The organism is Streptacidiphilus jeojiensis (genome assembly GCF_042510965.1).
In the GTDB taxonomy this organism is placed as follows: domain Bacteria; phylum Actinomycetota; class Actinomycetes; order Streptomycetales; family Streptomycetaceae; genus Streptacidiphilus; species Streptacidiphilus jeojiensis.
Window position 1 is genome coordinate 532,398 of the sequence record NZ_JBEUKS010000003.1, and the last position, 13,772, is coordinate 546,169.

General features: G+C 71.0%; 18 protein-coding genes. 10 read left to right on the forward strand and 8 right to left on the reverse strand.

The window, feature by feature from the left end:
* Positions 1–21 precede the first annotated feature (21 nt).
* Positions 22–462, reverse strand: a complete 441-nt coding sequence (locus ABUW04_RS11395; protein ID WP_380564553.1) for an Lrp/AsnC family transcriptional regulator — start codon at positions 460–462, stop codon at positions 22–24.
* A gap of 125 nt (positions 463–587) precedes the next feature.
* Positions 588–1,055 carry a DUF2000 domain-containing protein gene (locus ABUW04_RS11400; RefSeq protein WP_380564395.1) on the reverse strand — a complete coding sequence of 156 codons (468 nt, stop codon included), beginning with the start codon at positions 1,053–1,055 and terminating at the stop codon, positions 588–590.
* Between the two features lie 103 nt (positions 1,056–1,158).
* Here ABUW04_RS11400 and ABUW04_RS11405 point away from each other — a divergent pair, with 103 nt between their 5' ends.
* From ABUW04_RS11405 to ABUW04_RS11420, 4 genes are all read left to right on the forward strand, one after another.
* A complete protein-coding gene (locus ABUW04_RS11405; RefSeq protein ID WP_380564396.1) occupies positions 1,159–1,653 on the forward strand; it encodes an Lrp/AsnC family transcriptional regulator in 495 nt (164 codons plus the stop codon).
* Positions 1,654–1,799: 146 nt separating this feature from the next.
* Entirely contained in the window at positions 1,800–2,648 is an 849-nt protein-coding gene (locus tag ABUW04_RS11410; protein ID WP_380564397.1) for an LLM class F420-dependent oxidoreductase, read from the forward strand.
* A gap of 69 nt (positions 2,649–2,717) precedes the next feature.
* Positions 2,718–3,437, forward strand: a complete 720-nt coding sequence (locus ABUW04_RS11415; protein ID WP_380564398.1) for a TetR/AcrR family transcriptional regulator — start codon at positions 2,718–2,720, stop codon at positions 3,435–3,437.
* Complete coding sequence (locus ABUW04_RS11420; RefSeq protein ID WP_380564399.1) at positions 3,421–4,938, forward strand: glycosyltransferase family 39 protein; 1,518 nt, start codon at positions 3,421–3,423, stop codon at positions 4,936–4,938. The genes ABUW04_RS11415 and ABUW04_RS11420 overlap by 17 nt, the downstream gene beginning before the upstream one ends.
* Positions 4,939–5,003: 65 nt before the next feature.
* On the opposite strand, the gene ABUW04_RS11425 is transcribed toward ABUW04_RS11420, so the two are convergent.
* Entirely contained in the window at positions 5,004–5,756 is a 753-nt protein-coding gene (locus ABUW04_RS11425; RefSeq protein ID WP_380564400.1) for a GNAT family N-acetyltransferase, read from the reverse strand.
* 398 nt (positions 5,757–6,154) lie between these two features.
* On the opposite strand from ABUW04_RS11425, the gene ABUW04_RS11430 reads away from it, so the two are divergent.
* The 4 genes from ABUW04_RS11430 to ABUW04_RS11445 all read left to right on the forward strand — a co-directional run bounded on the left by ABUW04_RS11430 (position 6,155) and on the right by ABUW04_RS11445 (position 8,764).
* Entirely contained in the window at positions 6,155–6,574 is a 420-nt protein-coding gene (locus tag ABUW04_RS11430; RefSeq protein WP_030264879.1) for a YciI family protein, read from the forward strand.
* Positions 6,574–7,878 (forward strand): RNA polymerase sigma factor, encoded by a 1,305-nt coding sequence (locus ABUW04_RS11435; protein ID WP_380564401.1) that lies wholly within the window; start codon positions 6,574–6,576, stop codon positions 7,876–7,878. Before ABUW04_RS11430 ends, ABUW04_RS11435 begins: the two co-directional genes overlap by 1 nt.
* A gap of 84 nt (positions 7,879–7,962) precedes the next feature.
* Positions 7,963–8,340 carry a VOC family protein gene (locus ABUW04_RS11440; protein WP_380564402.1) on the forward strand — a complete coding sequence of 126 codons (378 nt, stop codon included), beginning with the start codon at positions 7,963–7,965 and terminating at the stop codon, positions 8,338–8,340.
* 70 nt (positions 8,341–8,410) lie between these two features.
* Complete coding sequence (locus tag ABUW04_RS11445; RefSeq protein WP_030264871.1) at positions 8,411–8,764, forward strand: hypothetical protein; 354 nt, start codon at positions 8,411–8,413, stop codon at positions 8,762–8,764.
* 25 nt (positions 8,765–8,789) lie between these two features.
* Here ABUW04_RS11445 and ABUW04_RS11450 read toward each other — a convergent pair whose 3' ends face one another.
* Positions 8,790–9,374 (reverse strand): mycothiol transferase, encoded by a 585-nt coding sequence (locus ABUW04_RS11450; protein WP_380564403.1) that lies wholly within the window; start codon positions 9,372–9,374, stop codon positions 8,790–8,792.
* A gap of 65 nt (positions 9,375–9,439) precedes the next feature.
* On the opposite strand from ABUW04_RS11450, the gene ABUW04_RS11455 reads away from it, so the two are divergent.
* A complete protein-coding gene (locus ABUW04_RS11455) occupies positions 9,440–10,432 on the forward strand; it encodes a helix-turn-helix transcriptional regulator (RefSeq protein ID WP_380564404.1) in 993 nt (330 codons plus the stop codon).
* 65 nt (positions 10,433–10,497) lie between these two features.
* On the opposite strand, the gene ABUW04_RS11460 is transcribed toward ABUW04_RS11455, so the two are convergent.
* Positions 10,498–11,019: a DinB family protein gene (locus ABUW04_RS11460; RefSeq protein WP_380564405.1), complete on the reverse strand. Its 522-nt coding sequence runs from the start codon at positions 11,017–11,019 to the stop codon at positions 10,498–10,500.
* A 44-nt stretch (positions 11,020–11,063) separates the two neighbouring features.
* The gene (locus tag ABUW04_RS11465; protein WP_380564406.1) at positions 11,064–11,351 is read right to left on the reverse strand and encodes a hypothetical protein; all 288 of its coding nucleotides are present in this window, start codon (positions 11,349–11,351) and stop codon (positions 11,064–11,066) included.
* A gap of 200 nt (positions 11,352–11,551) precedes the next feature.
* Here ABUW04_RS11465 and ABUW04_RS11470 point away from each other — a divergent pair, with 200 nt between their 5' ends.
* Positions 11,552–12,088, forward strand: coding sequence for an orotate phosphoribosyltransferase (locus ABUW04_RS11470; protein ID WP_380564407.1), 537 nt, complete (start codon positions 11,552–11,554; stop codon positions 12,086–12,088).
* A gap of 70 nt (positions 12,089–12,158) precedes the next feature.
* Here ABUW04_RS11470 and ABUW04_RS11475 read toward each other — a convergent pair whose 3' ends face one another.
* Both ABUW04_RS11475 and ABUW04_RS11480 read right to left on the reverse strand, forming a co-directional pair.
* Positions 12,159–12,764, reverse strand: a complete 606-nt coding sequence (locus ABUW04_RS11475) for a dihydrofolate reductase family protein (protein WP_380564408.1) — start codon at positions 12,762–12,764, stop codon at positions 12,159–12,161.
* Positions 12,765–12,886: 122 nt separating this feature from the next.
* Positions 12,887–13,762, reverse strand: coding sequence for an aldo/keto reductase (locus ABUW04_RS11480; RefSeq protein WP_380564409.1), 876 nt, complete (start codon positions 13,760–13,762; stop codon positions 12,887–12,889).
* Positions 13,763–13,772 lie beyond the last annotated feature (10 nt).

Here is a 13,772-nt window from a genome sequence, read left to right on the forward strand (position 1 = left end):
ATCGTGTGCCTGAGGTGGTGCTCAGTTCACCTCCCAGAGGAATCGGTGGGTGTGGATCCCGAAGTACGGGAAGTTCTCCACCGCCGTGACCCCCTCCACGGGCCGGACCACGTCGTTGATGAAGGCCAGCAGTTCCTGCGGCCGTCCGCAGACCACCTCGGTGAACAGGTCGAAGGAGCCGGCGGTCAGTACGGAGTAGACGACTTCCCGGTGCCGCGCCAGCTCGTCCGCCACCGTCCGCGGGTCGCCGTCGACGCGCAGGCCGAGCAGGGCCATCGACTGGCCGCCCATGGCCATCGGGTCGGTGACGCCGATGACCTGGACGGCCTTGGTGTCGATCAGCCGCTGCAGCCGCTGACGTGCGGCCGACGGCGACAGGCCCACCTTGGGTCCGAGCTCCGCGTAGGGGATGCGGCCGTCCGTCTGCAGTTCCCGCAGGATGGCGCGGTCGATGTCGTCCATGGTCATGGCGCTTGCTTCCTCCGATGACGAGAGGAACGACTCTACCGTCGATTATGCGGCAAATCCAGATGCTTGCGCTCGAATCGATTGCCATGACACGTGAAACGATCGTCGGACGACATGGGTCAGCGGAGCAGGGGGAGTTTGCGGACCAGCTTGTCGATCTTGTTCCGGGGGCCGACGAGGCTGATCGCGCAGTAGGTCAGGTCCTCGGTCTTGCTCCCGGCGAGCTGGTCGAGGTACTCGTCGTAGACGCGTGAGGTCTGCGCCAGATCGGGCATGTCGACGATCAGCATCTCGTCCCCCTTGGTCACGGCTTCGGTCCGCAGGGTGCCGAGGGTGTCCGCGTCGGCGGCCAGGATCGAGCAGCCCGCCCAGGGCAGGCCGGGGTGGGGCACGCCGGAGGCGTCGTCGCCGTCGCGCCCGACAAGGTCGGGCAGGGCCTTGCCGACGGCCGCGGCCATGCAGGCGGCGGCATTCACCAGCCGTCCGGCGGCCAGCGACTGGTCGACGACGATGACCCACTTGAGCTTCGCCTTCCGGGTCGACAGGTCGGTGCGGATGTCCTCGCTGGACAACTGCGGAGTGGACATGGAAGGGGCTCCGTTCTTCTGCGCATCCATGACCCGATACGCTAGACAGACATCCGGGATGAATCATCAATCGCCGAACTTCGTGCGGGTGATCGGAGGAATAATGGAACTTGATTCAGTGGACCGCGCCATTCTGCTGGAACTGCAGCACGATGCACGGCAGACCAACCGCGATCTGGCCGCCAAGGCAGGGGTCTCTCCCTCCACCTCGCTGGAGCGGGTCAGGCTGCTGCGCGAGCACGGCATCATCACCGGCTATCACGCGGCCCTGGACCTTGAGGCCGCCGGCCGCCCAGTCCAGGCGCTGATCTCGGTCCGGATCCGGCCGCCGGCCCGTCCGATCATCGAGGGGTTCCGCGAATGGGCGGCCCAACTGCCGGAAACCATCGGCCTGTTCGTCACCTCCGGGGCTCATGACTTCCTGATCCACATCGCCGTCCCGGACGTCAACGGGGTGTACGCCTTCGTCATCGACCGGCTCACCGACCGCCGCGAGGTCGCGGACGTGCAGACCACACTGGCCTTCGAGCACGTCCAGTCCCACCGGATCGAACCCGCCGGCGCTGACCGCCCCCGCCCGCTGCGCAACCCTCGCTGAACCCGGCGGGGCCGGACGGCCACCGCCCTGGATCGGGGCATCCATAACCAACGGTTGTCACAACTGCTCTTGGACAGCCGGGCGGATCCCGCCGAACACTGGCCCCACCGAGGCCGCTGAGCAGGGAACGACGGAAGCAGGGGATCGTGGAACTGGGTGTGTACGGTCTGAGCGCCAAGGCGACGCTGGGGCCCACCGACACGGTCCGGCTGGCGCGCCGGGCAGAGGAGTTGGGCTACCGCTCCTGGTGGGTGGGGGACCATGTGGTGCTGCCCAGCCCGCGGGTGCCCGACTCGCCGATGGCACCCACCGACCCGATCCTCGACCCGCTGGTGCACCTGTCCTACGTCGCGGCGGTGACCGAGCGGATGGAGCTGGGCACCGGGATCCTCATCCTGCCGCAACGCAATCCGGTGGTGCTGGCCAAGCAGGCCGCAACCTTGGACGTGCTGTCCGGGGGCCGGCTGCTCCTCGGCGTCGCGCCCGGCTATCTGGAGCCGGAGATGGCGGCCGTGGGCGTGCGGCTCTCCGAGCGCGGCCGCCGCACCGACGAGTACCTGGACGCGATGCGGCAGCTGTGGAGCGAGCCGGAACCGGCCTTCCACGGACGGCATGTGGACTTCCAGCGGGTGGACGCGCATCCGCGCCCGGTGCAGCCGGGCGGTCCGCGGATCGTCATCGGCGGGCACAGTCCGGCCGCGTACCGGCGGGCCGTCGCCAAGGGGCACGGCTGGATCGGCAACGGCAGCTCCCCGCAGGACCTGGTCGCCCACCTCGACGGGCTGCGCAAGGCCGCGGCGGAGGTGTCCCGGCCGGCGTGGCTGGGTCGGCTGGAGATCAACTTCATGCAGATCAACCCGGTCGAGGTGGATGCGGACAGCGCCCGGCGCTACGCGGAACTCGGCGTGGACCGGCTGCTGGTCTACCCGCTGCCGCTGGAGGACCTGGCCGAGGTCGACACGTTCCTGGAGGGCCACGCCGCTCTGCCGCTCTGACCGGCCCCGGGCCCCTGCCCGGCCCCGCAACCATTGATTGACTGACTGGGTCAGTCTATCATCGGCCCCATGCGCGGACGAGTGCCGATACGGCCGTTGGAGGAGATCGCCGACGCGGCGGTGGGGGTGTTCCTGGAACGGGGTTTCCGCCCAGCGGGCATCTCCGATGTCGCGGCCGCGCTCGGGCTCAGCCACGGCGCGGTCTACACCTATGTGAAGAGCAAGCAGGCCCTGCTGCACCTGGCACTGGTGCGGTCGCTGCGGCCGGATGCGGTGGCCGGGCTGGCGGTGCCGGTGCCGACCCCGACTGCCGAAGAGGTCGTCGCGCTGGTCGAGTCCTGGGCGGGCGAACAGGCCGCGCTGCCGCTGCTGGCCAGGGCTTCGACCGGGCCGCCCGGGCTGTCGACCACGGCGGAACTGGGCGCCGTGGTCGACGAGCTGTACGCCTTCGTCGAGCAGAACCGGACCGCACTGCAACTGGTCGAGGGCTGCGCCGAGCAGCTGCCCGACCTGGCCCAGTGGTACTTCGTGCAGCGCCGGCGCGCCATGGTCGAACAGATCAGCACCTACCTGACTGACCGGATCTCGGCCGGCCTGCTGCGCCCGGTGCCCGATGTGCAGGTCGCCGCCCGGTTCATCGTCGAGACCGTCGCCTGGTTCGCCATGCACCGGCACGGCGACCCCGACTCGCGGATGCTGACCGACGACGACTGCCGCCGAACCGTGCACCACCTGCTGGTCGCCGCCTTCCCCACGCCCACCGAGGAAAGCCATGACAGAGATCGCTGAATCCGCGTTACCCGCGATACCCGCGCCCTCGACACCTGGCCGCGAGCCGACGGCGTGGCGCCCGGTGCTGCTGGTCGCCGCAGCCGTGGCGGCGGTGCACCTGGCGGTCGCCACCCGGTACGGCTGGCACCGCGACGAGTTCTACTACGTGATCAGCGGCCGCCACCTGGCCTGGGGCTACGCCGACCAGCCGCCGCTGACCCCGCTGCTCGCCCGCCTCGCCGCGGCCCTTCCCGGCGGCGTGCTGCCACTGCGGCTGCTGGCGGTGGCCATGCAGGTCGGCTGCGTCCTGCTCGCGCCGATGCTGGCGGCCGAGTTCGGCGGCCGGCGCCGCGCGCAGATCATCGCCGCGGCTGCGATCGGGGCCTGCCCGGTGTTCGTGGCCGCCTCGCTGCTGTTCGGCACGACGGTGGTGGACCAGGTGGCCTGGGTGGCCGTGCTGGTCCTGGTCGCCCGGGCCCTGCGGCTGCGCACCACCTGGTCCTGGCTGGCCGCCGGAGCGGTCGCAGGCGTCGGCCTGGAGAACAAGGACACGCTGGGGGTGCTGCTGCTCGGCATCCTGGTCGGCCTGGCGCTGCTGCGGCGCGAGGCGCTGCGCACTGCGGGGCCGTGGCTCGCAGGGACCCTCGCGGTGGCGCTGGCTGCCCCGAACCTGGTCTGGGACGCCGCGCACGGTTGGCCGAACCTGCGGATGGCCCGGTCGCTCGCCGCCGAACAGGGCGGCCAACTCGGCTCCCTGGCCCAACTGCCGCTGCTGGTCGTGCTGGCCGGCCCGCCCATCGTGATGCTGGCGGTCCTCGGTGTGCGCCGGCTGGCGTCGGCGGCCGGCCGCGAGCACCGCTGGGTGCTGGTGGCCGCGGTGGTCACGGTGGTGGTGTCCACCGCGGGTGGGGGGAAGGTGTACTACCCGGCACCCGCGCTGGCCGCGCTCTTCGCGGCAGGCGCGGTGCGGGTCGAGTCGACGCAGAGGCGGCAGGACCCGGCCCGGGGCTGGGGGAGGGCGGCCAGGCCGCTGGTGGCCTCCGCGGTGATCGCGGTGCTGATCGGGCTGCCGGTCCTGCCCGTGGGCGCGGCCGACGCCATCCGGGCGGTCAACCCGACGGCGCTGGAGACGTACGGCTGGCCCGGCTTCGTCGACCAGGTGCGGCAGGCCGCCGCAGCGCTGCCGCCCGGAACCCCGATCTTCACCGGCAACTACGGCGAGGCGGGCGCACTGACGATCCTCGGCCCGGCGCAGGGCCTGCGCCAGCCGGTCGTCAGCGCACAGAACGGCTACGCACTCTGGGGTCCGCCACCGGGGCGCCCGGACGTCGCACTGTGCGTGGGCGAGTTCACCCCGGACGAGCTGCACCAGGCCTGGGCCGAGGTCACCGAGGTCGCCCCGATCCGGATGAACGGGGTGCACAACCAGGAGGCCACCCACCACGCCGCGATCTACGTCTGCCGGCGGCCGCGCGGCACCTGGGCGCAACTGTGGCCCGACCTCGTCCACTTCGACTGAGGCCGCTGCAGGGGTTGACGCAGCCTCAGGGCGGGCCGAGGCGTCCTCCGACCCGCCCCGCCGGCCTACCGCAGGGAGATGTTGAGCTTCTCGCCGACGGTTCGATAGCCGATCCGGGCATAGATCCGCTCGACGCCCGGCTCACCCGGCTCCAGCCACACCGTTCGGCAGCCGCGCTCCAGGACCGCAGCGGTCAGGTACGCGGAGAGCACCGCGGCGACACCACGCCGCCGGAAACCCGCATCGACCGCCAGGCCGGCCAACTCGCTCAAGCCCTCCAGCGGCGACGAGCAGGCACCCACTCCGACCGCGGTGCCGTCGCCGACGCGGGCCAGGGCGACCACACCGCCGCCCTCCATGGTGTCGCGCAGCCAGGCGGTCTCGCCGGTGCTCGGCTCACCCGGCTGACCGTATCCGGTGTGCTGAACTCTCGCGGCGGCAAGGAGCCCGGCGTCATCGGTCGGTTCGGTGACGGTGACGCCGGATGTCGCTGCGGGAGTGATCAGCGACTCGGCAGAACAGGCCATGATCGCGGCGCGGTTCTCAGCCGTGAACCCTGCCGCGAGCAGGGCCGGCTCGACCAGCGGTGCGCAGGTGGGCAGGTACTCCAGCCGCGGCACCCGATCGAGCGCGCGGAACGTGCCGGCCAGGTCGCCGACCTGGCCGGCGGTCGGTGCGGCCCCGTCGTCCGGGATCGCGTAGTTGGCGAACGGACTGGGCCAGTCCCGGGCGTAGCGGACCAGGAACGGGCCGCTCCGCACATGGCCGTCGGAACGCAGGGCACGCAGGCGCGCATGGTTCTGGACGTCGAAGTCCACAAGAAGATCCCTCTGAAGGCATGGAGAAAATCGGACATACCGCCGATATCACCCGGGCCGACGAAAACGGGGCACTCCGGGTGGTGCGTTCGGTGCATCGGCGGCTCAGGTGGCGAACTCGCCCGCATCCAATTGGCTTCAGCTCCAGCTCTGTCAGTGCCTGCAGTCAGCGGTGATCCTGGCATGCGCGCGGTGCGCCGGACAAGCGGCCGAACCTTCGAGCCTCGGTCACCGGCCCGGTTCCGCGTCCCAGCGGTTCCCGTGTCGCGATCGGGTACACGGTGCCTTGCGCGGGACCGGCGCTAAATTCTTCGGGGTGACGTGTCGATCCCCGGCAGCCCCGTTCGACCTGGGAGTGAGAGGGCCAAGAGGCCACCGCGGTAGCAAGGAGAGCGAAGATGTCGAAGTACATGCTGATCATGCGCGGCACGGACGAGTCCATGGCGAAGATGATGGAGACGCCGTTCGAGCAGATGCTCGAGACGGTGGGCCGCTTCAACGAGGAACTCATCCGCGCGGGCGTGCTCGTCGCCGCCGAGGGGCTGGACGACCCGGGCCAGGGCGTGGTGGTCGACTTCGGCGGTGAGACGCCGGTGGTCACCGACGGTCCGTACGGCGAGACCAAGGAACTGTTCGGCGGCTTCTACCTGATCGACGTCGCCTCCAAGGAGGAGGCGGTCGAGTGGGCCAAGCGGCTGCCCGCGATCGCCGGCTCCAAGTGCGAGGTGCGCCGGGTGCCGGGGATCGACGAGTTCCCGCAGGACAATGAATGGATCGTCAAGGAGCGCGCCTGGCGCGAGCGGACCGGCCAGCTCTGATGCCCTCGGCCACCGACGGCCCGCCCACCTCCGAGGCGGCACGGCGGGCCGTCGAGGCCGTCTGGCGGATCGAGTCCGCGCGCATCGTCGGAGCGTTGGCCCGCTACACCGGGGACTTCGGGCTCGCCGAGGACGTCGCGCAGCAGGCCGTCGCGGAGGCGCTGGTCACCTGGTCGCGCGACGGCGTTCCGGCGAGCCCGGTGGGCTGGCTGCTCGCGACCGCGCGCCGGCGCGCCATCGACACCTTCCGCCGCCGGTCGGCACTGGACGAGCGCTACGCCGTGCTCGCCGGTCCGCTCGCCGAGGGTGAGGCGAGTTCGGGCGCGGCGCTCCCGCCGGACCGGTCGCAGGATCTGCCCTGGGATCCCGACCGGATCGACGACGACGTCCTCGCGCTGATGTTCATCGCCTGCCACCCCGTACTCTCGCCCGAAGCCAGGGTGGCGCTGACCCTGCGCGCCGTCGCCGGTCTGGCCAGTGAGGAGATCGCACGCGCGTTCCTGGTGCCCGTGCCCACGGTGCAGGCGCGGATCACCCGGGCCAAGAGGACGATCGCCGCGGCCCGGGTGCCGTTCGAGCTGCCGCCGTCCGAGCAGCGGCGCGAGCGGCTCGGCGGTGTGCTGAGCGTGCTGTACGTGATCTTCACCGAGGGTTCGACCGCGACCAGCGGCGACCAGCTGCTACGGGTCGACCTCGCCTACGAGGCGATCCGGCTCGCCCGGACGCTGGCCGCGCTGCTGCCCGACGAGCCGGAGGTGCACGGACTGCTCGCCCTGTTCGAGCTCACCGCCGCGCGCTTCCCCGCCCGCACCGGACCCGACGGGGAGGCGGTACTCCTGGAGGACCAGGACCGGCGCCGGTGGGACCGCTCGGCGATCCGCCGCGGACTGGCCGCACTGACCCGGACCTCAGCGCTCGGACGCGGCCTCGGGCCCTACGGGCTGCAGGCCGCGATCGCCGCCTGCCACGCATCGGCCGCCTCGGTGCAGGAGACCGACTGGGAGAGCATCGTGCTGCTGTACGAGGCGCTCGGGCGAGTGGCCCCTTCCCCCGTCGTCGAACTCAACCGGGCCGTCGCCGTCGCCATGGCCCACGGACCCCGGCAGGCGCTGGCCATGGTCGACGAACTGGTCGCTGCCGACCGGCTGCCGGGCTCGCACCTGCTGCCCAGCGTGCGCGGCGAACTGCTCACCCGGCTCGGCCGCACCGCCGAGGCCCGGGCCGAACTGGAACTGGCCGCACGGCTGTGCCGCAACGCCCGCGAGCGCTCGGTGCTGCTGCGCAAGGCGGCTGAACTGGCGTGAGATTGTTCCGGTGCGGCCCTGCCGATGAGTTCACCGCCCTTGGGCGGTCCACCCCACGACTCGACCGTCCGCGACAGGAGCGCCATGTCCACCATCCAGCCCGTGATCCTGACTGCCCACCACGACGTACTGCTCGGCTTCTACACGAAGCTGTTCGGCGCCGAGGAGATCTTCCGGGTGCCGGCGGAGGGCCCGGCCTTCTATCTCGGCCTGCGCATCGGCGACACCGACCTCGGACTGGTGGCCAAGGAGGAGACCCCGGAGGCCGCGGCGGCACCGCGGATCCTGCTCAGCATCGCCGTCGACGACGTCGACGAGACGCTCGGTCGGGTGGAGCCCCTGGGCGGCTCGGTCAGCGGCGGCCCCAACGACATGCCGTGGGGACAGCGCGTCGCCCACATCCTGGACCCGGACGGCAACCCGGTGAACCTCACCCAGGACGTCGCCGGACGAGACCTGTGACAGCTGTCATGGGAAAGGCGTGTGCGCCGGGCACTGGGAGGAGGGGCGGCTGGAGCCTTAGCTTCTTCCCATGACGGATACAGGCAAGGCCGGTCCGCAGAAGACCGATGTCAAGGTGAGTCTGATCGGTGGTCACCGGCTCACGGGCGAGACCCTGCACGAGCGCACGCTGACCGCCTCGCTCATCGGGGGAGCCGATGTCGACCTGACCGACATCGACATCCCCGACGGTGCTGAACTGCGCATCACCAAGCTGAGCCTGATCGGCGGCGTCAGCCTCAAGGTCCGAGCGGACGTGCGGGTGGAGGTGCACGGCATCCGCCTGGGCGGGGTGAAGGACGACGGCCCGAGCCGGCCCGGCGGCCCGACCGTCCGGATCGACGCCTGGGGCCTGCTCGGGGGAGTGAGCGTCACCCGCGACTGAGGCGAGCAGCCGCGGCCGGCCGGCCCTAGCTTGCGGGACTCTGCGGCGGGTCCTCGCCGACGAGTCCGTCGACGGCCTCGCGGAGCAGATCGGCGTGGCCGACGTGCCGGGCGTACTCGTCGTGCAGGTCGACGACCAGGCGTCGCAGGTTGGGTGCGGTGCCGTCGTCGTAGGTCCGGTACTTCGCCGGCTGGTCCAGCCCGCCGTCGGCGAGTGCCTTGGCCATCGCGGACTGCGAGTGCTCGGTGGCGTGGCGCCACAGGCTGTACAGGTACTCGGGGGTGTCGTCGGCCGCGGAGCGCCACACCCAGTCCGGGTCGGTCCTGGCCTCGGGGGCGTCCAGCGGCGGCCCGGGCGCCTCTCCGGTGAAATCGATGGTGAAGAGCTCCTCGACCAGGGCCATGTGCTTGAGCAGGCCGGCGAGGGTCAGCGCGGACGGCGGATGCGGCCGGTGCAGGTCGGCCGCGTCCAGGCCGCCGCACTTCCAGGCGAACTGGGCGCGCGAGCGGTCGAGCGCGAACATCAGCATCTCGGCCTCGCCGGCCGTCGCTGACGGCTCGTGGATGGTGGTGTTCAGGACAGTGGTGTTCCGGACGGTGTCGTCGGTCATGGGCATCACGTTAGGCTCGGTTCCGGACATTCCGCGTCCGGAATCGGCGGGAAGGGGGACGCCCTGTGGAGTCTGACGCCAGCCCCACCGCGCGGGCGCTGATGACGCTCGAGCTCGTCCAGGCCAGCCCGGGCATCACCGCCGACCGGCTCGCCGAGAAGCTGGGTGTCTCGGAGCGGGCCGCCCGGCGGTACGTCGGCATCCTGCGCGAGGCGGGCATACCGATGGAGTCGGTCCGCGGACCGTACGGCGGCTACCGCGTCGGCCGCGGCCTGCGGCTGCCCCCGCTGACGTTCACTGCGACCGAGGCGCTGTGCCTGGTCATGGCCGTCCTCGACGGCCACCACGACGCGAACGACACGACGAGCCCGGTCGGCAGCGCGCTGGGCAAGATCGTGCGGGCGCTGCCGCAGCCGGTCGCCGCCCAGGCGGAGGCCGTCCGCCGGGCCATCGCCCCGGTTCCCGATCGGGGTGCGGCCCGCCCCGACCCGCAGACCACGACCGAGCTGGTGCAGGCCTGTTCGGAGTGCAGACGGGTGCGCCTCGGGTACCGCACCGAGGCCGGGTCGGAGCGGGACTTCGAGGTCGATCCGTGGGCTGTCGTCGTGCGCCACGGCCGGTGGTACCTGCTGTGCTGGTCGCACAGCTCGAACGGCCGCCGGGCCTACCGGATCGACCGGGTGCGCGGCGTCGAGGTGCTGGCCGAGCGGTTCGAGGCGCCCGCCGGGCTCGATCCGGTCGCCGTGCTGGAGGAACATCTCGCCAGCGGCTGGGAGTACTCCGCCGAGGTGGTCATCGAAGCGGCGGCCGATGCGGTGGCGACGTGCGTCCCGCGGACCCTGGGGCGCATCGAGCCGGTGGACGCCGCGACCTGCCGACTGGTAGGGACGACCAGCAACCCCTGGTGGTACGCGGAGCAGCTCACCGCAGTGCCCGTGCCGTTCCGGATCGTCGGCGGTGCCGAACTGCGCCACACCGCAGGCATGCTGGGCCGGCGCCTGCTAGATGCGGCCGAGGCCGAGGCCGAGGACCCGCGCTCCCAGGGCTCCGGAGCCTAGCGCCTCGGAGTCGCGGGCTTCGGAGTCCTGGCCTTCGGAGCCGCAGTGGGGGCGACCGCAGCCGGCTACTCGCCGGTGCTGCCGTCGATGGCCTCGCGGAGCAGATCGGCGTGTCCGTTGTGGCGGGCGTACTCCTCGATCATGTGCAGGTAGACCCAGCGCAGCGTGTACTCCTTGTCGCGGCCGGTGAACGTGTCGTCCAGGGAACGGCCCGCCGCGACGGCGTCGGCCAGCTCGACCTCGCGGCGGTAGGTCGCGAAGTCCGCCTCGGCGTTCTCGGGCACCGCGAGGTCGAAGTCACCGTCCCGGTACTCCTCGGTGCAGTACAGGTCGCCGAGTTCCTTGTCCTGGCCGAAGCAGCGTCGGAACCACCAGCGCTCGACCTCGGCCAGGTGGCGGACCAGACCGAGCAGGGTGAGCTGCGACGTCGGCACCGACTTGACCAGCAGCTGCGCGCCGGTCAGTCCGGCGCACTTGAACAGCAGCGTGTCGCGGTGGAATTGGAGGAATTCCTGCAGCGCCTGGTGTTCTGCGCTGTTGGTGGGACCCTCGTGCCGTTCGATGTCAGGTGCCGTCCATGAAGTCATCGCGCGAGCATGCGGCATGTCCTGACCGGGGGTCAACGGATTTGTCAGGACGCTGGGGCCGGGCGGCCGTGGACGATCAGCCTGTTGCCGCTGCGGAGCTCGCACGCGAATCCGGCCTGGGAGAGCAGTCTGACCAGGGCGAGTGCAACCACCTCCCCGCGCGTCAACGGGGGCGGTTGCACGCGATCGGGTCCGGAGGTCGCTTCGTCCTGCGTGTGCCAGGTGACGACGACGGCGCCGTGTTCGTCGCTCAGCTCCAGCCCTTCGGGTGCCGCCGGTACGGCCGTCCGGAATCCGGCCCGCGAGAGGACCGTGCCGACTTCGTCGACCAACGACGGATGGTCCACTGTGCACCTCTGGGAGTCGTTCGTTGAAATCGCCCCTGGACGACTGTCCAGCGGCGATCGCCAGTACTGTATGTCTACATCAATGTAGACGCCGTACGTCGACGGCCGCCGCTGGGCCCCGGTGCCCGAGGGCTGTCGGTGTCGGGTGTGCCGGCCGAGCCGGTCGTCTGCCAGAGTGGATGCCTGTGACCAGTCTCGATCTCGCTCGCCGTATCCACACCGCCTCCCATCTGACCGGGCAGTTCACGCTCCGGTCCGGGCGCACCGCCACTGAGTACTTCGACAAGTACCGGTTCGAGGGCGATCCCGTGCTGCTGGACGAGATCACCCGGCAGATGGCCCCGCTCGTGCCGTCCGGAACCGAGGTGCTGGCCGGCCTGGAGATGGGTGGCATCCCGGTGGTGACCGCGCTCGGCCGACACACCGGTCTGCCGTGCGCCTTCGTGCGCAAGCTGGCGAAGCCGTACGGCACGTGCCGGCTGGCCGAGGGCGCCGACGTGGCCGGCCGCCGGGTGCTGGTGGTCGAGGACGTGGTGACCAGCGGCGGACAGATCGTGCTGTCGACCGCCGATCTGCGCGGCCTCGGAGCCGTCGTGACCGAGGCCCTGTGCGTGATCGACCGCGAGCAGGGCGGTGCTGATGCTCTCGCGGCGGAGGGCATCGGTCTGCTGTCGCTGCTGACCGCAGCGGACCTGCGAACCGCCGCCGCCGCAGCCGGCTGACCGTCGGCCGCCCGGCAGCGGGTCCACCCCGCTGCCTGACCGGCCGTCAGTCCTGCCCGTCCGAGGTCTGTCAGTAGCTGTCGTAGCTGGGCTCACCGGTCGTCCGGTAGACGCCGCAGACGGTGCCGTTCTTCGTCGCGGAGACGCTGACCGGCTCCAGCGAGGTGGGGATCGTGCCGTCGGCGAACAGGCGCTTGCCGCTGCCGATGATCACCGGGTGGACGGTCAGCCGGTACTCGTCGACGAGTCCGTGATGCATCAGGGTCTGGGCGAGGTCGCCGCTGCCGACGACGTTGATGTCGCCGCCGTCGGACGACTTCAGCCGGCGTACCGCATCGGCGACGTCGCCCTCCAGCAGTGTGGAGTTCTGCCACTCGACCGAGGTCAGGGTCCGGGACGCCACGTACTTGTGCATGCTGTTCATCTTTTCGGTGAACGGGTTGCCGGGATCGGCGGTCGGCCAGTACGACGCGAAGATGTCGTAGGTCTTGCGGCCCAGCAGCATCGCGTCGGAGTGCTCGTACCAGCCGGCGATGACCGCGCCCACCTCGTCGTCGGACACCGGCCGCTGCCAGCCGCCGTGGGTGAAACCGCTCCCGGCGTCCTCGTCCGGACCGCCCGGTGCCTGCATGACGCCATCGAGCGTCAGGAACGTGCAAACGATGATCTTGCGCATGATGCGCTCCCTTCTTCGAGAGATGGACGATCCAACGGCCGGAAACTCATCGGCGGAACTCGCGCGGCGTCCGTCCCGTCGCCATGGTCCCCTTCCTCGAACCAATGGCTCCGGTGGATGGGTCAGGCTTCGGGGATGTCGCGGCCGAAGGTCTCCAGGGTGATGGCCTCGGGTTCGGGGCCGCCGCGTACGCCGGTGTCGAGGTTGTCGAGGGCTTCGAGTTCGGCGGGGGTGAGCTGGAAGTCGAAGACGTCGATGTTCTCGGCGATGCGCTGGGGGCGGACGGACTTGGGGATGGCGTTGCGGCCCTGCTGGAGGTGCCAGCGGAGCATGACCTGGGCGGGGGTCCTGCCGTGGGCGGTGGCGATGGCGGTGATGACGGGGTCCTCGAAGGTACTGGTGCCGGTGCCGCGGTAGCTGGTGATGCCGCCGATGGGGGACCACGCCTGGGTGAGGATGCCGTGGGCGGCGTCGGCGGCCTGGGCGGCGGGCTGGGTGAAGTAGGGGTGGACCTCGATCTGGTTGACGGCCGGGACCACCGAAACCTGCTTGAGCAGGGCGTCGAGGTGGTCGGGCATGAAGTTGCTCACCCCGATGGCGCGCACCTTGCCGTCGGCGAGCAGTTGCTCCAGCGCCCGGTATGCCTCGGTGGTCAGGTCGAAGCGGCTGGGCAGGGCCTGGTGCAGGATGAACAGGTCGATGGTCTCGACGCCGAGCTTTCCGGCGCTCTTGTCGAAGGCGTGCAGGGTCTGGTCGTAGCCGTAGTCGCTGATCCAGACCTTGGTCTCGATGAAGACCTCCTCGCGGGGCAGGCCGGAGTTGCGGATGGCGTTGCCGACTTCGCGTTCGTTGGCGTAGGCGGCCGCGGTGTCGATGAGCCGGTATCCCGTCTCCAGGGCGGAGGTGACGGCCTGTTCGGTGACGTCCGGGGGCGTCTGGAAGACACCGAAGCCCAGGGCGGGCATGGTCACGCCGTTGTTCAGGGTCAGGTGCTGCACGGGGCTCTCC

Bases quoted from the DNA above. Each gene is read 5' to 3' on its own strand.
- ABUW04_RS11395 (WP_380564553.1), bottom strand. From the start codon at position 462: ATGGACGACATCGACCGCGCCATCCTGCGGGAACTGCAGACGGACGGC.
- ABUW04_RS11450 (WP_380564403.1), bottom strand. From the start codon at position 9,374: ATGACCGACGACACCGTCCGGAACACCACTGTCCTGAACACCACCATC.
- ABUW04_RS11445 (WP_030264871.1), top strand. From the start codon at position 8,411: ATGACGGATACAGGCAAGGCCGGTCCGCAGAAGACCGATGTCAAGGTG.
- ABUW04_RS11440 (WP_380564402.1), top strand. From the start codon at position 7,963: ATGTCCACCATCCAGCCCGTGATCCTGACTGCCCACCACGACGTACTG.
- ABUW04_RS11430 (WP_030264879.1), top strand. From the start codon at position 6,155: ATGTCGAAGTACATGCTGATCATGCGCGGCACGGACGAGTCCATGGCG.
- ABUW04_RS11460 (WP_380564405.1), bottom strand. From the start codon at position 11,019: ATGACTTCATGGACGGCACCTGACATCGAACGGCACGAGGGTCCCACC.
- ABUW04_RS11400 (WP_380564395.1), bottom strand. From the start codon at position 1,055: ATGTCCACTCCGCAGTTGTCCAGCGAGGACATCCGCACCGACCTGTCG.
- ABUW04_RS11415 (WP_380564398.1), top strand. From the start codon at position 2,718: ATGCGCGGACGAGTGCCGATACGGCCGTTGGAGGAGATCGCCGACGCG.
- ABUW04_RS11435 (WP_380564401.1), top strand. From the start codon at position 6,574: ATGCCCTCGGCCACCGACGGCCCGCCCACCTCCGAGGCGGCACGGCGG.
- ABUW04_RS11475 (WP_380564408.1), bottom strand. From the start codon at position 12,764: ATGCGCAAGATCATCGTTTGCACGTTCCTGACGCTCGATGGCGTCATG.
- ABUW04_RS11420 (WP_380564399.1), top strand. From the start codon at position 3,421: ATGACAGAGATCGCTGAATCCGCGTTACCCGCGATACCCGCGCCCTCG.
- ABUW04_RS11405 (WP_380564396.1), top strand. From the start codon at position 1,159: ATGGAACTTGATTCAGTGGACCGCGCCATTCTGCTGGAACTGCAGCAC.